The organism is Streptomyces sp. NPDC093598 (assembly GCF_044764825.1).
Taxonomy (GTDB): domain Bacteria; phylum Actinomycetota; class Actinomycetes; order Streptomycetales; family Streptomycetaceae; genus Streptomyces.
This window is the reverse complement of record NZ_JBIWIV010000004.1, coordinates 248,487-264,775: the sequence shown is the minus strand read 5'-3', so window position 1 is coordinate 264,775 and position 16,289 is coordinate 248,487. Positions and strand designations below refer to the sequence as shown.

Here is a 16,289-nt window from a genome sequence, read left to right as displayed (position 1 = left end):
CCATGTGTCAGAACGGTGCACCCCGTGTACTTCCCGCTTCCCGGCAGGCCAGTTCGGCTCTCGGTGGGCTGTTGTTAACTTTTCGTTGAGTCGCGGTTCCGCCATACCTAGGATTCGCTTCCTAGCGTCTTCCTCGTGCCAGTAAGTACACCGAAGCGCCCGCGAATCGCGGTCCTGGCGGACTCCGACACCCGATGGAAATGGGGTGCGCTGACCGCGGCCCGCATCGCCCCGGGACCGTCCATGGAAACCGCACCGCGCGAGGGCGCGCAAGTCGGCCCCCTCGTCGACGGATTCCTCCTGCGCGGCCGCGCGACGCCCACTCCGCGCCAGCTGGAGGAAGTGGGCGTGCGCGCCGACTCGCTGCGGGAGGTCACCGCCGTCGAGTTCCTGCGCGCCATGGCCGAGGGGTCCTACGACGTCCTGGTCCTCTCCCTGGTCGGCGGCGGTGTGCAGGCGATGCTGCACGGCCTGGGGCGCGTGTGGGAGAACCGCCCCGAGCGGCCCGTCGTCGTCACCGGCTATGTCGGAGTCGTCTACGAGAAGCTCGCCGACGGCCTGCTGCTGCGGCACGGCGCGGACCTGGTCCTCGCCAACTCCCGCCAGGACGCGGACCGTTTCCGGGCCGTCTACGAGGGAGTGGGCGCCGACGCCTCCGCGGTGACCGAGGTGGCCCTGCCGTTCCTCGGCGGTGCGCCGTACGAAGGTGAACACGACCCCTCTGCGCAGCAAGGGCGCAGGCCCTACACGGTCGTCTTCGCCGCCCAGCCCTCCGTCCCGGAGAACCGCAAGGACCGTACGTACCTGCTGAACCGGCTGGTGCAGCACGCCCGCAGGCACCCCGAGCGCGAGGTGCTGCTGAAGCTGCGCTCCAAGCCGGGCGAACACACCACCCACATCGAGGAACTGCCGTACCAGAAGCTGGTTCAGCGCCTCGATCCGCCCGCCAACTTCCGTCTGGTGTACGGGAACATGGGTGAGGTCCTGGACCGCACCGACCTGCTGGTGACGGTCAGTTCCACAGCCGCCCTGGAGTCGCTGCACCGCCGTGTCCCCACGGTCGTGCTGACCGACCTCGGCATCCGCGAGTCGCTCGGCAACCACCACTTCGTGGGCTCCGGCTGCCTCGCCTCCTGGGACCAGCTCGACGCCGGGCACCGGCCGGTACCCGACGAGGAGTGGGTCGCCCGGCAGGGCGTCGCCGCGGACGGCAGCTACGACTCGGCCTTCGACGCGGCCCGCGAACGCATCGCGAAACTCCTCGGCCGGCCCGGCGGCCTGCCCCCGCTGACCCCGTACTACACCCCCGTCACCGCGCCCGGCTATCTGCCCGGGATCCTCGCCCGCCACCACCTCGGCCCGGACGGCACCCCGCTGCCCGGCGCGCCCGCCGCCGACAAGGAGCCCGGACCGGTCCGGCAGATCGTGCGCCGGGCGGCGCGCGGCGCCTACCGGCACGGCGTGCAGCGCGTGGCGCCCGTCATCCGGCGGATGGGCGAGCTGTGAGCCGCCCCGAGACCCCTGCCCAAGGAGTAGACCCCATGTCCCACCCGGAAGCGGGCAAAGGCGCCTCGGTGCGCCGCGTGCTCGCGGTGATCCCCGCGCGCGGCGGCTCCAAGGGCGTGCCCGCGAAGAACCTCCTTCCCGTCGGCGGCGTCCCGCTGGTGGCGCGGGCGGTGCGCGAGTGCCGGGCCGCCCGGCTGGTGACGGACGTCGTGGTCTCCACCGACGACCAGGCCATCGCGGCCGCCGCCCGTGAGGCCGGCGCCGAGGTCGTGCTGCGGCCCGCCGCCATCGCCGGTGACACGGCCACCTCCGAGGCGGCCGTCCTGCACGCCATGGACGCCCACGAGGCCCTGCACGGGGCGACGGTGGACGTCGTCCTGCTCGTGCAGTGCACCAGCCCGTTCATCGTCCGCGAGGACATCGACGGGGTGGCGGGCGCGATCGCCGAGAACGGCGCCGACACCGCGGTGACCGTGGCGCCCTTCCACGGGTTCATCTGGCGGGACGCCGAGGACGAGGTCCGGGCAGGCTCCGTCGCGGAGTCCGACGCCGCGGTCGGCGGCGGCTACGGCGTCAACCACGACAAGTCCTTCCGGCCCCGCCGCCAGGACCGCCCCCAGGACCTGCTGGAGACCGGCGCCGCCTACGCCATGGAAGCCTCCGGCTTCCGCAAGCACCAGCACCGCTTCTTCGGCCGCACCGAGCTGGTCCGCACCGACCCCGCCCGCGTGCTGGAGATCGACGACCCGCACGACCTCGCCCGCGCCCGGGCCCTCGCGCCGCTCTTCGACGCGGACCGCCCCGGCGCCCTCCCGACCGCCGACGACATCGACGCGGTCGTCCTCGACTTCGACGGCACCCAGACCGACGACCGGGTGCTCGTCGACTCCGACGGACGGGAGTTCGTCTCCGTGCACCGCGGGGACGGACTCGGCATCGCGGCCCTCCGCAGGAGCGGCCTGAAGATGCTGATCCTGTCCACGGAACAGAACCCTGTGGTCGCCGCCCGGGCCCGGAAGCTCAAGCTCCCGGTGCTGCACGGCATCGACCGCAAGGACCTCGCGCTGAAGCAGTGGTGCGAGGAGCAGGGCATCGCGCCGGAGCGCGTGCTCTACGTCGGCAACGACGTCAATGACCTCCCGTGCTTCGCCCTCGTGGGCTGGCCCGTGGCGGTCGCGAGCGCCCACGACGTCGTGCGCGGCGCCGCACGCGCGGTCACCACCGTCCCCGGTGGCGACGGCGCGATCCGAGAGATCGCCAGCTGGATCCTCGGCCCCTCTCTCGATTCCCTCACCAAGTAAGGACATCTCTGCCATGAGCACCAACTCCCGTATCCGCCAGTTCGGTTCGCGCGAGGTCGGCCCGGGCCGTCCGGTCTACGTCTGCGGTGAGATCGGCATCAACCACAACGGCGAGCTCGAGAACGCCTTCAAGCTGATCGACGCGGCCGCCGAGGCCGGCTGCGACGCCGTCAAGTTCCAGAAGCGCACCCCCGAGATCTGCACCCCGCGCGACCAGTGGGACATCGAGCGCGACACGCCCTGGGGCCGGATGACCTACATCGACTACCGCCACCGCGTGGAGTTCGGTGAGGACGAGTACCGCGCGATCGACGACTACTGCAAGTCGAAGAACATCGACTGGTTCGCCTCCCCGTGGGACACCGAGGCCGTCGCCTTCCTGGAGAAGTTCGACGTCCCCGCCCACAAGGTGGCCTCCGCCTCCCTCACGGACGACGAGCTGCTGCGCGCCCTGCGCGCCACCGGCCGCGCGGTGATTCTCTCCACCGGCATGTCGACGCCGAAGCAGATCCGCCACGCGGTCGAGGTCCTCGGCTCCGACAACATCCTGATGTGCCACGCCACGTCGACCTACCCGGCGAAGGCCGAGGAGCTCAACCTGCGCGTGATCAACACGCTGGAGAAGGAGTTCCCGAACGTCCCGATCGGCTACTCCGGCCACGAGACCGGCCTCCAGACCACCCTCGCCGCGGTCGCCCTGGGCGCCACGTTCGTCGAGCGCCACATCACCCTCGACCGCGCCATGTGGGGCTCGGACCAGGCTGCCTCCGTGGAGCCGCAGGGCCTCACGCGCCTCGTCCGCGACATCCGCACCATCGAGGCCTCCCTCGGTGACGGCGTCAAGAAGGTCTACGAGTCCGAGCTGGGCCCGATGAAGAAGCTGCGCCGCGTCGCCGGTGTGGTCGCCGAGGCGGAGATCGCCGACGCGGCGGGCGAGCCGGTCGGCGTCTGAGCGCACCACCCCCACAACCCCCCTTACGACGGGACGGTCGTACGTCGATGAGCCCCCGCGCCGGGAATGCCGGCCCCCACACTCTCGCCTTCGTCGAGAGCCCGGTACAGCTGCTGAACGTGCTGGAGTGGGCGCACGCGCATGCGCCCGGCGTGGGGCTCACCCTCGTGGTGCTGTCACCCGTCGACCCGATGACGCGCGGCCAGTTGCGGCGGATGTCCGACCTGGCCCGCGACGAGGGGCACCAGGTCCGCTGGGAGGAAGCGCGCGGCGGGCCCCTGGCGCCCTTCCAGACCATCGGCGGCCTGACCGGCCTGCTCCGCAGGGCACGCCGGGTCGTGCTGGGGGACCCCTTCTCCCGCTACGTCCAGCTGCTGCTGACGATCACCCGCGCCCGTGACCTGGTCGTCGTCGACGACGGCACGGCGACGATGGAGTTCGTCGGGCAGCTGGCCCGGGGCGAGCGGCTGGTGCGCTGGCACCGCAAGGGCGGCCGCCCGGGCCCGCGGGACGTGCTCTTCGCGCCGGTGTCCTCCTCGGCCCGCCGCCGCCTGACCCCCGGCGACAGCCGCCGCGTCCAGATCTTCTCCTCCATGCCGATGGAGGAGACCCCGGCGGGCGTGACGGTGGGCGCCAACACCTTCGCCTGGACCCGGTCCCGCTTCGGCCCGCCCCGCATCACCAAGGGCGCCGACATGGTCGGCACGTCCCTGGTGGAGACCGGGGTGGTGGACGACGGCCGCTACCTGGAGGCCGTCCGCGCCCTGGCCGAGGCCCACGGCGCCACGCGCTACTTCGCCCACCGCCGCGAGAGCACGGACAAGCTCCACCGCCTCGCGGTCGAGACGGGCCTGGAGATCGTCCGCCCCGAACTCCCCCTCGAACTGATCGCCCGCCGCGGCCCCATCGGCCGGACGATCCTCAGCTTCCCCTCCACCGTCGTCCACACCCTCCCCCTCGCCCTGTCCGGCACGGAGGTCCGCGTCGCGGTCTGCGACATCGACCCCGCCTGGCTGACCGAGAACGCCTCCCCACGAGCCCAGGGCTTCCTGTCGGGCGTGACGGGCACGGCCCGGGACGTCCACCGGCTGTCTCCGACGGCCTCGCCGGACACGCCGAAGCCGGTCGACCCCACGGAATCGGCAGACACGGCGAGCTTCACAGGCCCACCGGGCCCGGCAGGCCTGACGGGCCCGACCGCGACGCCGGGGGCGGCGGGGGCGATCGCCGCGGGCTGAGACGACTCCGGCGGACCGGGCGGTGCGTTTCGTCGCTGAGGGGCCTGCCCGCGGACCCCATCGGCGGTGCGGGCGGGACGGGTGCCGTGGGGCTGATCGCGCCGGGGACCGCAGGTCGGCGGGAGCACGTGCGGCTGCGGAGCCGGACGCGCGTGGGCCGCGTTGCGCCTGGCCGGTCAGCCGGGACCGGCGCCGGTGCCCCGCACCGCAGCCGCGGGCGCCTGGTGCGCGGACGGGCGGCGCGCCAGGAGGAACGCACGCGGCCGCTGCTCCCCGGGCCCGGGCTCGCGCAGGACGCGGGCGTGGAGTTCCAGGCCCGCTCGCGTGAGGTGCCCGGCGACGGTGTCCGGGGTGCGCCAGTAGTAGTCGAGCGAGATCTTCTGCCCGAAGCGCTCGGTCAGGCGCTGGTGCCCGTTCTCGTCACCGGACTGGAAGCCGAGCAGTACGGGCGCGCCCGGCAGCAGGACGCGGCGGAAACCGGCGCAGACCGCGGGCAGATGGTCGTCCGGCACATGGATGATCGAGTAGAGCGCGACGATGCCGCCGAGCGTCTCGTCCGGCAGGTCCAGGGCCGTCATCGAACCGACGTGGAAGCGCAGATCCGGGTGGGCCCGGCGGGCCAGGGCCACCATGCGGGGCGATGCGTCGACCCCGAACACCGGCAGCCCGGCCTCGTGCAGCCGCGCCGTGACGTACCCGGGTCCGCTGCCGATGTCCGCGACCGGGGGCCGCGCGGACCCCTCGGAGGCCCGGACCAGGTCCACGAAGGCCGTGAGCAGCGCCCGCTCCAGCGGTCTCCCGGCCAGGCTGTCGGGGTGCTCGGCGGCGTAGGCCTCGGCGATCGCGTCGTACGAGGCCTGCGTGGACTGTAAGAACTCGGGGGCGCGCACGAGGCGCACACTAGCGGGGACGCGCGTCCGGCAGATGAACAAGCCCGTGTTCGCCGCGCAGGGCGTGGTATCCGTGGAGAGGATGGATGGATACCGGAGTCGTGACGTTGATGTGGTCGAAGTCACACTCCGGGGGATGGGTGACGCCGCTCAGGCCCAAAAGGCAGGCGAGCTTACCCATCTCACTTGATAGCTATGCGTCCGGCGGTCATATTTTCTTCCCCTATCGGGTTGAAGTTTTGTTGATCGAGGGTCAGTCGACCGCCTTGGCGCCCTACCCTTCAAAGGGTGAAGCAACTGATGTCACTGGAGTCCGAGGTCGATCTTCCCGGGGGAGCCGTACTCCCCGGCACCCTGCCCGACGCCCTGCGGGCCGAGCTCATCGCGTTCCGACGCGACCTGCACATGCACCCGGAGCTCGGCAACCAGGAGTTCCGCACGACCGCCGCGATCAAGGAGCGGCTCGAGCGGGCCGGTCTCAAGCCGCGCGTCCTCGCCGTAGGGACCGGCCTCGTCTGTGACATCGGCGTGGAGGGCGAGCAGTGGGACGGCGGTCCCAGCATGCTCGCCCTGCGGGCCGACATCGACGGCCTGCCCATCCCGGACACCAAGACGGAGTGCCCGTACCGCTCGACCGTGCCCGACCGCGCGCACGCATGCGGCCACGACGTGCACACCACCGTCGTCCTCGGCGCCGGCCTCGTCCTCGCCGAGCTGCACCGGCAGGGCGCGCTGCCTCGCCCCGTCCGGCTGATCTTCCAGCCCGCCGAGGAGGTGCTGCCCGGCGGTGCCGCCGACGCCATCAAGGGCGGAGCGCTGGAAGGCGTCGGCGCGATCATCGCCGTGCACTGCGACCCGCGGGTGGACGCGGGGAAGATCGGACTCCGGGAGGGGCCCATCACCTCGGCCTGCGACCGGCTGGAGATCGGCCTCGACGGTCCGGGCGGCCACACCGCACGCCCGCACCTGACGACCGACCTGGTCACCGCCGCCGCCCGCGTCGTCACCGACGTGCCCGCGCTGGTCGGCCGCCGCTTCGACAGCCGCAGCGGGCTCGCCATCACCTGGGGCCGGGTCGAGTCGGGCCACGCGCCGAACGTGATCCCGCAGCACGCCGAGCTCTCCGGCACCGTGCGCTGCCTCGACATCGAGGCGTGGCGGCAGGCCCCCGACGTCGTGGTCGCCGCGATCGACGAGGTCGCCAACCTGCACCGCGCCAAGTCGGAGATCAACTACGTGCGGGGCGTCCCGCCCGTCGTCAACGAGCCCGGCGTCACCGAGCTGCTGCGCGACGCCATGATCGCCCGGCGCGGCGTCGAGTCCGTCGATGGCACCGAGCAGAGCCTCGGCGGCGAGGACTTCTCCTGGTACCTGGAGCACGTCCCCGGCGCCATGGCCCGCCTGGGCGTCCGCACCCCCGGCGAGCGACAGATCCGCGACCTCCACCAGGGCGATTTCGACGTCGACGAATCGGCCATCACGGTCGGCGTGGAACTCTTCACAGCCGCGGCCCTGGTCAACGGCCTCCGCTAGGCCTCCTTCTTAGAAGCGTGGGAGAGCCCCACCCTCTTGGGGGGCGCGGGAGACCCCACCTTCTTGGGGCGCGCGGGAGGTCCCACCTTCTTGGGGGCGCGGGGAACTGCGCGACCAGCCACGACGGCGCCGCACGCGGCAGGCGCCCCCGAGCCCCGGCGGCAGCCGGCCCCCCGCCACGGGCCTGCCCAATCGGCGGCGCCTCCGGTTGCGAGCGGCGCAGCCCCACGGCAGCCTGGTGCCCGTGGCGAGGTAGGCACGCGCCGTGTCCCCGAGTACACCTTTCGACCCCGTTCGATCCCGCGGTTCACAAGGGCGTAACCGGTCATCGGCACGAATGGGTAACGGCCCCTCGGCGAACCGTTCCCAGGAGTGTCTACGCGCGTTAATGTGCGCCGAACCGAGCACCCACTGCGGGGCTTTGGAGAATGGGGAACTTCAGATGCGTCGGATTTCCAAACTGACCCGCGTCGCGGTGGGGGTCGCGTCGCTCGGGCTCGTCGCCACGGCCTGCGGCGGTACCAGCAGCGACAGCGGCGACAGCGACAGCAGCGACCGCGGCGTCGCCATCGCGTACGACGTCGGCGGCAAGGGCGACCAGTCCTTCAACGACGCCGCCTTCGCCGGCCTGACGAAGGCCAAGGACGAGTTCGGCTACAAGACGGCCGACATCGAGCCCACCGAGGGCGAGACGAACGCCGACAAGGAGCAGCGCCTGGCGTCGCTGGCCAAGCAGGGCTACAACCCGGTCATCGGCGTCGGCTTCGCCTACGCCCCGGCGATGAAGGCCGTGGCCTCCAAGTACCCGGACACCACCTTCGGCATCGTGGACTCCGTGGTCGAGGGCAAGAACGTCGCCTCCCTGGTCTTCGCCGAGGAGCAGGCGTCGTACCTGGCCGGTGTCGCCGCCGCCAAGGCCACCAAGAGCGATGTCGTCGGCTTCGTGGGCGGCGTGGACATCCCGCTGATCCACAAGTTCGAGGCCGGCTACAAGCAGGGTGTCGAGGACACCAAGCCAGGGGTGCAGGTCCTGTCGCAGTACCTCACCCAGACGGCCGAGGAGGGTGGCTTCGCCAGCCCCGACAAGGGCAAGGCCGCCGCCGAGGGCCAGATCGAGAAGAAGGCCGACGTGCTCTACGCGGCCGCCGGTCTGTCCGGTCAGGGCGTCATCGAGGCATCCGCCAAGGCGAAGGTCTGGGCGATCGGCGTCGACTCCGACCAGTACAAGCAGGCCGCCCTCGCCCCGTACAAGAACTACATCCTCACCTCCGCCCTCAAGGACGTCGGCGGCGCGGTCTACGCGCTGTCCAAGTCGGTCCAGGACGACAAGCCGCTGACCGGCACCCAGACCTTCGACCTGAAGGTCAACGGCGTCGGGCTCTCCGAGTCGAACCCCGAGTTCGCCAAGGTCGCGGGCCTCAAGGAGGCCGTGGACAAGGCCAAGCAGGGCATCGACGACGGCTCCATCAAGGTGAAGACCGAGTAGAACAGCCCTCGCAGGGCAGCAGAGCGGGCGGACACCCCAGGTGTCCGCCCGTTTCGCGCTTCCCGGGAGGTGGATCACCCAGCGCCACGCCGCGTTTGCGGTCGGCAATACCCGGGCCAAGGCCCGGTGATGGCTTGGCCACGGGCGCATAACAAGGTGGACAGAAGGGGTTTTCAGGCAGGTCTACGCGCGTTAATCTGCGGCGAAGCCAGCGCTGAAGCTGAACCGTCCCGGCGCTGTGCGACCTCGTTGTACGACAGGAGCACCCAGACATGCGCCGGATTTCCCGGATCACGGTCGCAGGCGCAGCGACCGCCTCCCTGGCCCTCGCCCTCTCCGCCTGCGGCAGCACCTCGACCTCCGGGTCGTCCGACTCGAAGGGCGACAAGGGCCTCGCCATCGCCTACGACGTCGGCGGCAAGGGTGACCAGTCCTTCAACGACGCCGCCTACGCGGGCCTGGAGCAGGCGAAGAAGGAGTTCGGGTACCAGACGGCCGACGTCGAGCCCACCGAGGGTGAGACGAACGCCGACAAGGAGCAGCGCCTGGCCTCCCTGGCCAAGCAGGGCTACAACCCGGTCATCGGCGTCGGCTACGCGTACGCCTCGGCCGTGAAGGGTGCCGCGGCGAAGTTCCCGGACACCACCTTCGGCATCGTCGACGACGCCACGATCAACACCAAGAACGTGGCCGACCTGGTCTTCAACGAGGAGCAGGCCTCCTACCTGGCCGGTGTCGCCGCCGCCAAGACCTCCAAGTCGAAGGTCGTCGGCTTCGTCGGCGGTGTGGACATCCCCCTGATCCACAAGTTCCAGGCGGGCTTCGCGCAGGGCGTCAAGGACACCGACCCGAAGGTCAAGGTGCTCTCCCAGTACCTGACCCAGACGGCCGAGGAGGGCGGTTTCGCCAGCCCTGACAAGGGCAAGACGGCTGCCGAGGGTCAGATCGAGAAGAAGGCCGACGTGGTCTACGCGGCCGCCGGTCTGTCCGGTCAGGGTGTCATCGAGGCCGCCGCCGCCAAGAAGGTGTGGGCGATCGGTGTCGACTCCGACCAGTACCAGCAGGAAGCCCTTGCCAAGTACAAGGACTCCATCCTGACCTCGGCCATGAAGGACGTGGCCAAGGCGGTGTACAACCTGGCGAAGTCGGTCGAGGACGGCAAGCCCGAGACCGGTATCGTTCGTGGCGATCTGAAGACCGGCGAAGTGAGCCTGTCGAACTCCAACCCGAAGTTCGCGGACAACGCCGAGCTTCAGGCAGCCATCAAGACGGCCAAGGAGAAGATCATCAGCGGCGAGATCAAGGTCAAGAGCAGCTGACGAGCGACTGCCTCGAAGCAGGCGGTAACCCCCGGGGTTACGTCCGCTCGACGGGGTACGGGGAGCTGCTCCTCGTGCCCCGTTGCCGCGGGGCGTCGGCCCCTTTGCATGCCGTAGGGGCGCTACGCGCGTAGACGGCCCCCGTCCCCAGGAGAGTGCGCCATCAACGCGTCCAGCAGCCCTCCGGCCGGAGCGGCGGTCAACGAATCGGTGACCGCCGTCGAACTCGCCGGGATCACCAAGCGTTTCCCCGGAGTCGTGGCCAACCACGACATCCACCTCAGCGTCCGCAAGGGCACCGTGCACGCCCTCGTCGGCGAGAACGGCGCCGGCAAGTCCACGCTGATGAAGATCCTCTACGGCATGCAGAAGCCGGACGAGGGCACCATCGCCGTCAACGGCGAGCAGGTCAGCTTCTCGTCTCCGGCCGACGCCATCGTCCGCGGCATCGGCATGGTCCACCAGCACTTCATGCTCGCCGACAACCTCACGGTCCTCGAGAACGTGGTCCTCGGCAGCGAGAAGCTCCACGGCATCGGCGCCAAGGCCCGCCGCAGGATCAAGGAGCTCTCCGAGCGCTACGGCCTCGACGTCGAGCCCGACCTCCTGGTCGAGGAGCTCGGCGTCGCCGCCCGCCAGCGCGTGGAGATCCTCAAGGTCCTCTACCGCGGCGCCACCACCCTCATCCTCGACGAGCCGACCGCCGTGCTCGTGCCGCAGGAAGTGGACGCCCTCTTCGCCAACCTGCGCGAACTGCGTTCCGAGGGCCTGTCGGTCATCTTCATCTCCCACAAGCTCGGCGAGGTGCTCTCCGTCGCCGACGAGATCACCGTCATCCGCCGCGGCACCACCGTCGGCACGGCCGTCCCCGCCGAGACCACGCCCCGTCAGCTCGCCGAGATGATGGTCGGCAGCGAGCTGCCCACGCCCGAGACGGCCGAGTCCACGGTCACCGACCGCCCGGTCATCAGCATCGACAAGCTGCGCCTGACGGCCCCCGGCGGCAAGGCCCTCCTGGACGACATCAGCTTCACCATCCACGCGGGCGAGGTCCTCGGCATCGCCGGTGTCGAGGGCAACGGCCAGACCGAACTCGTCGACGCCCTCATCGGCCTCCGGTCCGCCGACAGCGGCACCATCCGGCTCGCCGACGAGGAGATCACCGCTTGGCCCACCCGCAGGCGCCGTGAGCAGGGCATCGGCTACATCCCCGAGGACCGGCACCGCCACGGCCTCCTCCTGGAGGCACCCCTCTGGGAGAACCGCATCCTCGGCCACGTCACCGAGAAGCCCCTCGCCAAGGGCGTCTGGCTGGACCCGAAGGCGGCCCAGGAGGACACCCGCCGGATCGTCACGGAGTACGACGTCCGCACCCCCGGCATCGACGTCACCGCCGCCTCCCTGTCCGGCGGCAACCAGCAGAAGCTGATCGTCGGCCGCGAGATGAGCCACAAGCCGCGCTTCCTCATCGCCGCGCACCCCACCCGGGGCGTGGACGTCGGCGCCCAGGCCGCCATCTGGGACCACATCCGCGAGGCCCGCCGCGAGGGCCTGGCCGTACTGCTGATCTCCGCCGACCTGGACGAGCTGATCGGCCTGTCCGACACGCTGCGCGTGATCTACAACGGCAAGCTGGTCGCGGACGCCGACCCGGCCACCATCACCCCCGAGGAGCTCGGCTCGGCCATGACCGGCGCCGCCACCGGGCACCTCGAGCACGACGACACCCCCGAGATCTCGAAGGCCGACGCCCCCGAGTCTCCGGAAGACGAGGCCCGCTGATGAAGAAGTTCGACAAGGAGCGCGTGCTCCTCGCGGTGGCCGGACCGGTCATCGCGCTGGCCGTGGCCTTCGTCCTGAGTGCGATCGTGCTGCTCGCGTCGGGCAAGAGCCCGTTCGAGCCGTTCGCTCTGATGTTCGAGCAGATCGGGTTCTCGGACATCCAGGTGCTGGTCATCAACCAGGCCTCGATGTACTACATCGCGGCCCTCGCGGTGGCCATCGGCTTCCGGATGAACCTGTTCAACATCGGCGTCGACGGCCAGTACCAGCTCGGCGCCATGATGGCCGCCGTCGTCGGCGCCCACGTGAACATGCCGGCCGCCCTGCAGATCCCTCTGCTGCTCCTGACGGCCGTCCTCACCGGTGCCTTCTGGTCCGGCATCGCCGGTGTCCTCAAGGTCACCCGCGGCGTCAGCGAGGTCGTCGCCACGATCATGCTCAACGCGATCGCCACCTCCGTGATCGCCTACTTGTGGCTGCCGGACGTCTTCGGTGTGAAGGTCGGCAACAACAACACCACCGGCGAGATGTACGAGTCCGGCTGGATCCCCGGGATCAGCATGGGCGACGCCGGTGAGATCTACGGCCTGGTGCTGCTCGCCGTGCTGCTCGGCATCGGCTACTGGGTCGTCCTCAACCGCACCCGCTTCGGCTTCGACCTGCGCGCCTCCGGTGCCTCGCAGACCGCCGCCGCGGCCAGCGGTGTGGACCCCAAGCGCATGGTGCTCAGCGCCATGCTGATCTCCGGCGGCATCGCGGGCCTGGCCGGCCTGCCGATCCTGCTCGGCGACACCCACACCTACGACCTGAACTTCCCCACCGGCATCGGCTTCCTCGGTATCGGCATCGCCCTGCTGGGCCGCAACAGCCCCGTCGGCATCGCCTTCGCCGCCCTGCTGTGGGCCTGGCTCGACAAGGCCTCGCCCGAGCTGGACTTCCACGGCTACGACAAGGAGATCGCGGTCATCATGCAGGGCCTGATCGTGCTCTCCGTCGTCGTCTCCTACGAGGCCGTCCGCGAATGGGGCCTGCGCCGCCAGCAGCGCCGCGTCGGTGCCGAACTCGCCGCCGGACACGTCCTCGGCGCCCAGAACACGAAGGAGGTGGCTGGCCGATGACCACCGCGACCGACGTCAACCAGCCCACGCTGCAGCCCGCGGCGCCGACCGGCCGCCGCCTGTCGTGGCCGGTCCTGCTGCTCATCATCGCCGGAGGCCTGGCGCTCACCTCGATCGTCCGCATCGTCACCGGCGCCGACGGCATCACCAACGTCAGCCAGATGTCCACCGCGCTCCAGCTCGCCGTGCCGATCGGCCTCGCCGGTCTCGGCGGTCTGTGGGCCGAGCGCGCGGGCGTGGTCAACATCGGCCTCGAGGGCATGATGATCCTCGGCACCTGGTTCGGCGCCTGGGCCGGCTTCCAGTGGGGCCCCTGGACCGGTGTCCTGGTCGGCATCCTCGGCGGCGCGATCGGCGGTCTGCTGCACGCCTTCGTCACCGTCACCTTCAACGTCAACCACATCGTCTCCGGTGTGGCCATCAACATCCTCGCCCTCGGCGCCACCCGCTACCTCGCGCCCCTCGCCTTCGAGGGACACACGGGCGGCTCCGCCAAGCAGTCCCCGGCGGTCGACTCCCTCGGGAACTTCACGGTGCCCGGACTGTCCGACGCCCTGAGGGACCTCAACGCCCACGGCTGGTTCCTGATCTCGGACATCGCCGGCCTGCTCGGCGGCCTGGTCACCAACGTGTCCTGGCTGACCCTGATCGCCGTCGCGCTGATCCCGGCCACCTGGTGGATCCTGTGGCGTACCGCGTTCGGCCTGCGGCTGCGCTCCTGCGGCGAGAACCCGGTCGCCGCCGAGTCCCTCGGCGTCAACGTCTACAAGTACAAGTACATCGCCGTCGTCATCTCCGGCGGTCTGGCCGGACTCGGCGGTGTCTTCCTGTCCATCGTGGCCAACCCCTTCTACCTGGAGGGCCAGGTCAGCGGGCGCGGCTTCATCGGCCTCGCGGCGATGATCTTCGGCAACTGGATGCCCGGCGGTCTCGCCCTCGGCGCCGGCCTGTTCGGCTACACCGACAGCCTCAACCTGCGCGGCGGCTCCGCCAACGTCCACGCTCTGCTGCTGCTCGGCGCGCTCCTGCTGGTCATCGGCGCCATCTGGCTGGTCGTCCGCAAGAAGTACGTCCCGGCCGTGGCCACCCTGATCGCCGGCGCCCTGGTGTTCACCTGGTACGCGACCACCGACCAGGTTCCGAACCAGGTCGTCTCCGCCACCCCGTACGTCATCACCCTGGTGGTCCTCGCCCTGTCCGCCCAGCGGCTGCGGATGCCGAAGGCGAACGGCATGCCGTACCGGAAGGGGCAGGGCAAGTGACCGGCACCGGGCCGGCCGTCGACTGGGAGAAGCTGCGTGCCGTGGCCCGGGACGCCATGTCCCGGGCGTACGCCCCGTACTCCGGCTACCCGGTCGGCGTGGCGGCCCTGGTCGACGACGGCCGGATCATCTCCGGCTGCAACGTCGAGAACGCCTCGTACGGACTCGGCCTGTGCGCCGAGTGCGGCCTGGTGTCGGAGCTGCACAACACCGGCGGCGGCCGCCTGACGCACTTCACCTGCGTCGACCGCGACGGCGACACGCTCGTCCCGTGCGGCCGCTGCCGCCAGCTGCTCCACGAGTTCGGCGGCCCGGACCTGCTGCTGGAGACCCCGGCGGGGATCCTGCCGCTGTCTCAGATGCTGCCCCAGGCCTTCGGCCCGGACCACCTCAGCAAGTAATTTCCGTGCGGCCCCTCTGAGTTGCTCACGCGACCGGCTCAGGGGGGCCGTACGGCTTCTGGAACCCTCGGAAGGAAGCCAAGCCATGGCCATGGACGTCATCTCCGTCATCCGCACCAAGCGGGACCGCGGTGAGCTCAGCGACGCGCAGATCGACTGGGTCATCGACGCGTACACCCGCGGGGAGGTCGCCGACGAGCAGATGTCCGCTCTCGCCATGGCGATCCTGCTGAACGGCATGAACCGCCGCGAGATCGCCCGCTGGACGGCCGCGATGATCGCCTCCGGCGAGCGCATGGACTTCTCGTCCCTGTCCCGCCCGACCGCCGACAAGCACTCCACGGGCGGCGTCGGCGACAAGATCACGCTGCCGCTGGCCCCCCTGGTCGCCGCCTGCGGCGCGGCCGTCCCCCAGCTGTCGGGCCGCGGCCTCGGCCACACCGGCGGCACCCTCGACAAGCTGGAGTCGATCCCCGGCTGGCGTGCGCTGCTGTCCAACGAGGAGATGCTGCACGTCCTCGACACCACCGGCGCGGTGATCTGCGCCGCGGGCGACGGCCTGGCCCCCGCCGACAAGAAGCTCTACGCCCTCCGGGACGTGACCGGCACCGTCGAGGCGATCCCGCTCATCGCCTCCTCGATCATGTCCAAGAAGATCGCCGAGGGCACGGGCTCGCTGGTCCTGGACGTGAAGGTCGGCACCGGCGCCTTCATGAAGACGATCGAGGACGCCCGTGAACTGGCCTCTACCATGGTCGGCCTGGGCACCGACCACGGCGTGAAGACGGTCGCGCTCCTCACGGACATGGCCACGCCCCTCGGCCTGACCGCCGGCAACGCCCTGGAGGTCCGTGAGTCGGTGGAGGTCCTGGCGGGCGGCGGCCCCGCGGACGTGGTGGAGCTGACGATCGCGCTGGCCCGCGAAATGCTGGACGCGGCGGGCGTGAAGGACGCCGACCCGGCGAAGGCCCTGGCCGACGGCTCGGCGATGGACGTCTGGCGGCGCATGATCGCGGCTCAGGGCGGCGACCCGGACGCGGAGCTGCCGGTGGCCCGCGAACAGCACGTGATCAAGGCCCCGGCCTCGGGCGTCCTGACCCGCCTCGACGCCTACGACATCGGCGTCGCGGCCTGGCGCCTCGGCGCGGGGCGTGCCCGCAAGGAGGACCCGGTCCAGGCGGGCGCGGGCGTCGAGATGCACGCCAAGCCCGGAGACCAGGTCACCGAGGGCCAGCCCCTCCTGACCCTCCACACGGACACGCCCGAGCGCTTCGAGTACGCCCTCCAGTCGATCGAGGGCTCCTACGACGTCGCAGCCGCGGGCACGGCCTTCACGGCGTCGCCGGTGGTGCTGGAGCGGATCGCCTGACCAGGCGGTTTCCCCTTCGGGTGAACGGGACCGGTGGACCCCCGCCGGTCCCGTTCGGCATGCTGGGATCGGTGACGCACTGATCGGAGAACCGCCATGAGCGGACTCACCGTCGACCACTCGACGGCCAGC

At 70.9% G+C, this 16,289-nt stretch carries 13 protein-coding genes; 12 read left to right on the top strand and 1 reads right to left on the bottom strand.

The genetic code is table 11. From position 1 onward, the window contains the following. The first annotated feature begins 135 nt into the window (after nt 1–135). The 4 genes from ACIRDU_RS16430 to ACIRDU_RS16415 are packed head-to-tail and all read left to right on the top strand — an operon-like array spanning nt 136 to nt 4,997. On the top strand, nt 136–1,506 hold the full coding sequence (locus ACIRDU_RS16430; protein ID WP_403579633.1) for a DUF6716 putative glycosyltransferase: 1,371 nt from the start codon (nt 136–138) through the stop codon (nt 1,504–1,506). A 35-nt stretch (nt 1,507–1,541) separates the two neighbouring features. Further along, nucleotides 1,542–2,807, top strand: coding sequence for a cytidylyltransferase domain-containing protein (locus ACIRDU_RS16425; RefSeq protein WP_403579630.1), 1,266 nt, complete (start codon nt 1,542–1,544; stop codon nt 2,805–2,807). A 13-nt stretch (nt 2,808–2,820) separates the two neighbouring features. Continuing rightward, nucleotides 2,821–3,759, top strand: coding sequence for an N-acetylneuraminate synthase family protein (locus tag ACIRDU_RS16420; RefSeq protein ID WP_403579628.1), 939 nt, complete (start codon nt 2,821–2,823; stop codon nt 3,757–3,759). 47 nt (nt 3,760–3,806) lie between these two features. Further along, nucleotides 3,807–4,997, top strand: coding sequence for a hypothetical protein (locus ACIRDU_RS16415; RefSeq protein ID WP_403579625.1), 1,191 nt, complete (start codon nt 3,807–3,809; stop codon nt 4,995–4,997). A gap of 176 nt (nt 4,998–5,173) precedes the next feature. Here the strand turns inward: ACIRDU_RS16415 and ACIRDU_RS16410 are convergent, their stop codons facing one another. Beyond that, nucleotides 5,174–5,887 carry a class I SAM-dependent DNA methyltransferase gene (locus ACIRDU_RS16410; RefSeq protein WP_403579622.1) on the bottom strand — a complete coding sequence of 238 codons (714 nt, stop codon included), beginning with the start codon at nt 5,885–5,887 and terminating at the stop codon, nt 5,174–5,176. Between the two features lie 300 nt (nt 5,888–6,187). Between ACIRDU_RS16410 and ACIRDU_RS16405 the strand changes: the two genes are divergently transcribed. The 8 genes from ACIRDU_RS16405 to ACIRDU_RS16370 all read left to right on the top strand — a co-directional run bounded on the left by ACIRDU_RS16405 (nt 6,188) and on the right by ACIRDU_RS16370 (nt 16,157). Further along, nucleotides 6,188–7,420: a M20 family metallopeptidase gene (locus tag ACIRDU_RS16405; RefSeq protein WP_403580616.1), complete on the top strand. Its 1,233-nt coding sequence runs from the start codon at nt 6,188–6,190 to the stop codon at nt 7,418–7,420. A gap of 442 nt (nt 7,421–7,862) precedes the next feature. Then, a complete protein-coding gene (locus tag ACIRDU_RS16400; RefSeq protein ID WP_403579619.1) occupies nt 7,863–8,906 on the top strand; it encodes a BMP family protein in 1,044 nt (347 codons plus the stop codon). Nucleotides 8,907–9,178: 272 nt separating this feature from the next. After that, nucleotides 9,179–10,225: a BMP family protein gene (locus ACIRDU_RS16395; RefSeq protein WP_403579617.1), complete on the top strand. Its 1,047-nt coding sequence runs from the start codon at nt 9,179–9,181 to the stop codon at nt 10,223–10,225. A 210-nt stretch (nt 10,226–10,435) separates the two neighbouring features. Further along, on the top strand, nt 10,436–12,007 hold the full coding sequence (locus tag ACIRDU_RS16390; RefSeq protein ID WP_403579614.1) for an ABC transporter ATP-binding protein: 1,572 nt from the start codon (nt 10,436–10,438) through the stop codon (nt 12,005–12,007). After that, nucleotides 12,007–13,125 (top strand): ABC transporter permease, encoded by a 1,119-nt coding sequence (locus tag ACIRDU_RS16385; RefSeq protein ID WP_403579611.1) that lies wholly within the window; start codon nt 12,007–12,009, stop codon nt 13,123–13,125. The genes ACIRDU_RS16390 and ACIRDU_RS16385 overlap by 1 nt, the downstream gene beginning before the upstream one ends. Beyond that, nucleotides 13,122–14,387, top strand: a complete 1,266-nt coding sequence (locus tag ACIRDU_RS16380; RefSeq protein ID WP_403579608.1) for an ABC transporter permease — start codon at nt 13,122–13,124, stop codon at nt 14,385–14,387. Before ACIRDU_RS16385 ends, ACIRDU_RS16380 begins: the two co-directional genes overlap by 4 nt. After that, nucleotides 14,384–14,788 carry a cytidine deaminase gene (locus ACIRDU_RS16375; protein ID WP_403579605.1) on the top strand — a complete coding sequence of 135 codons (405 nt, stop codon included), beginning with the start codon at nt 14,384–14,386 and terminating at the stop codon, nt 14,786–14,788. Before ACIRDU_RS16380 ends, ACIRDU_RS16375 begins: the two co-directional genes overlap by 4 nt. 85 nt (nt 14,789–14,873) lie before the next feature. Beyond that, on the top strand, nt 14,874–16,157 hold the full coding sequence (locus tag ACIRDU_RS16370; protein WP_403579603.1) for a thymidine phosphorylase: 1,284 nt from the start codon (nt 14,874–14,876) through the stop codon (nt 16,155–16,157). Nucleotides 16,158–16,289: the final 132 nt, after the last annotated feature.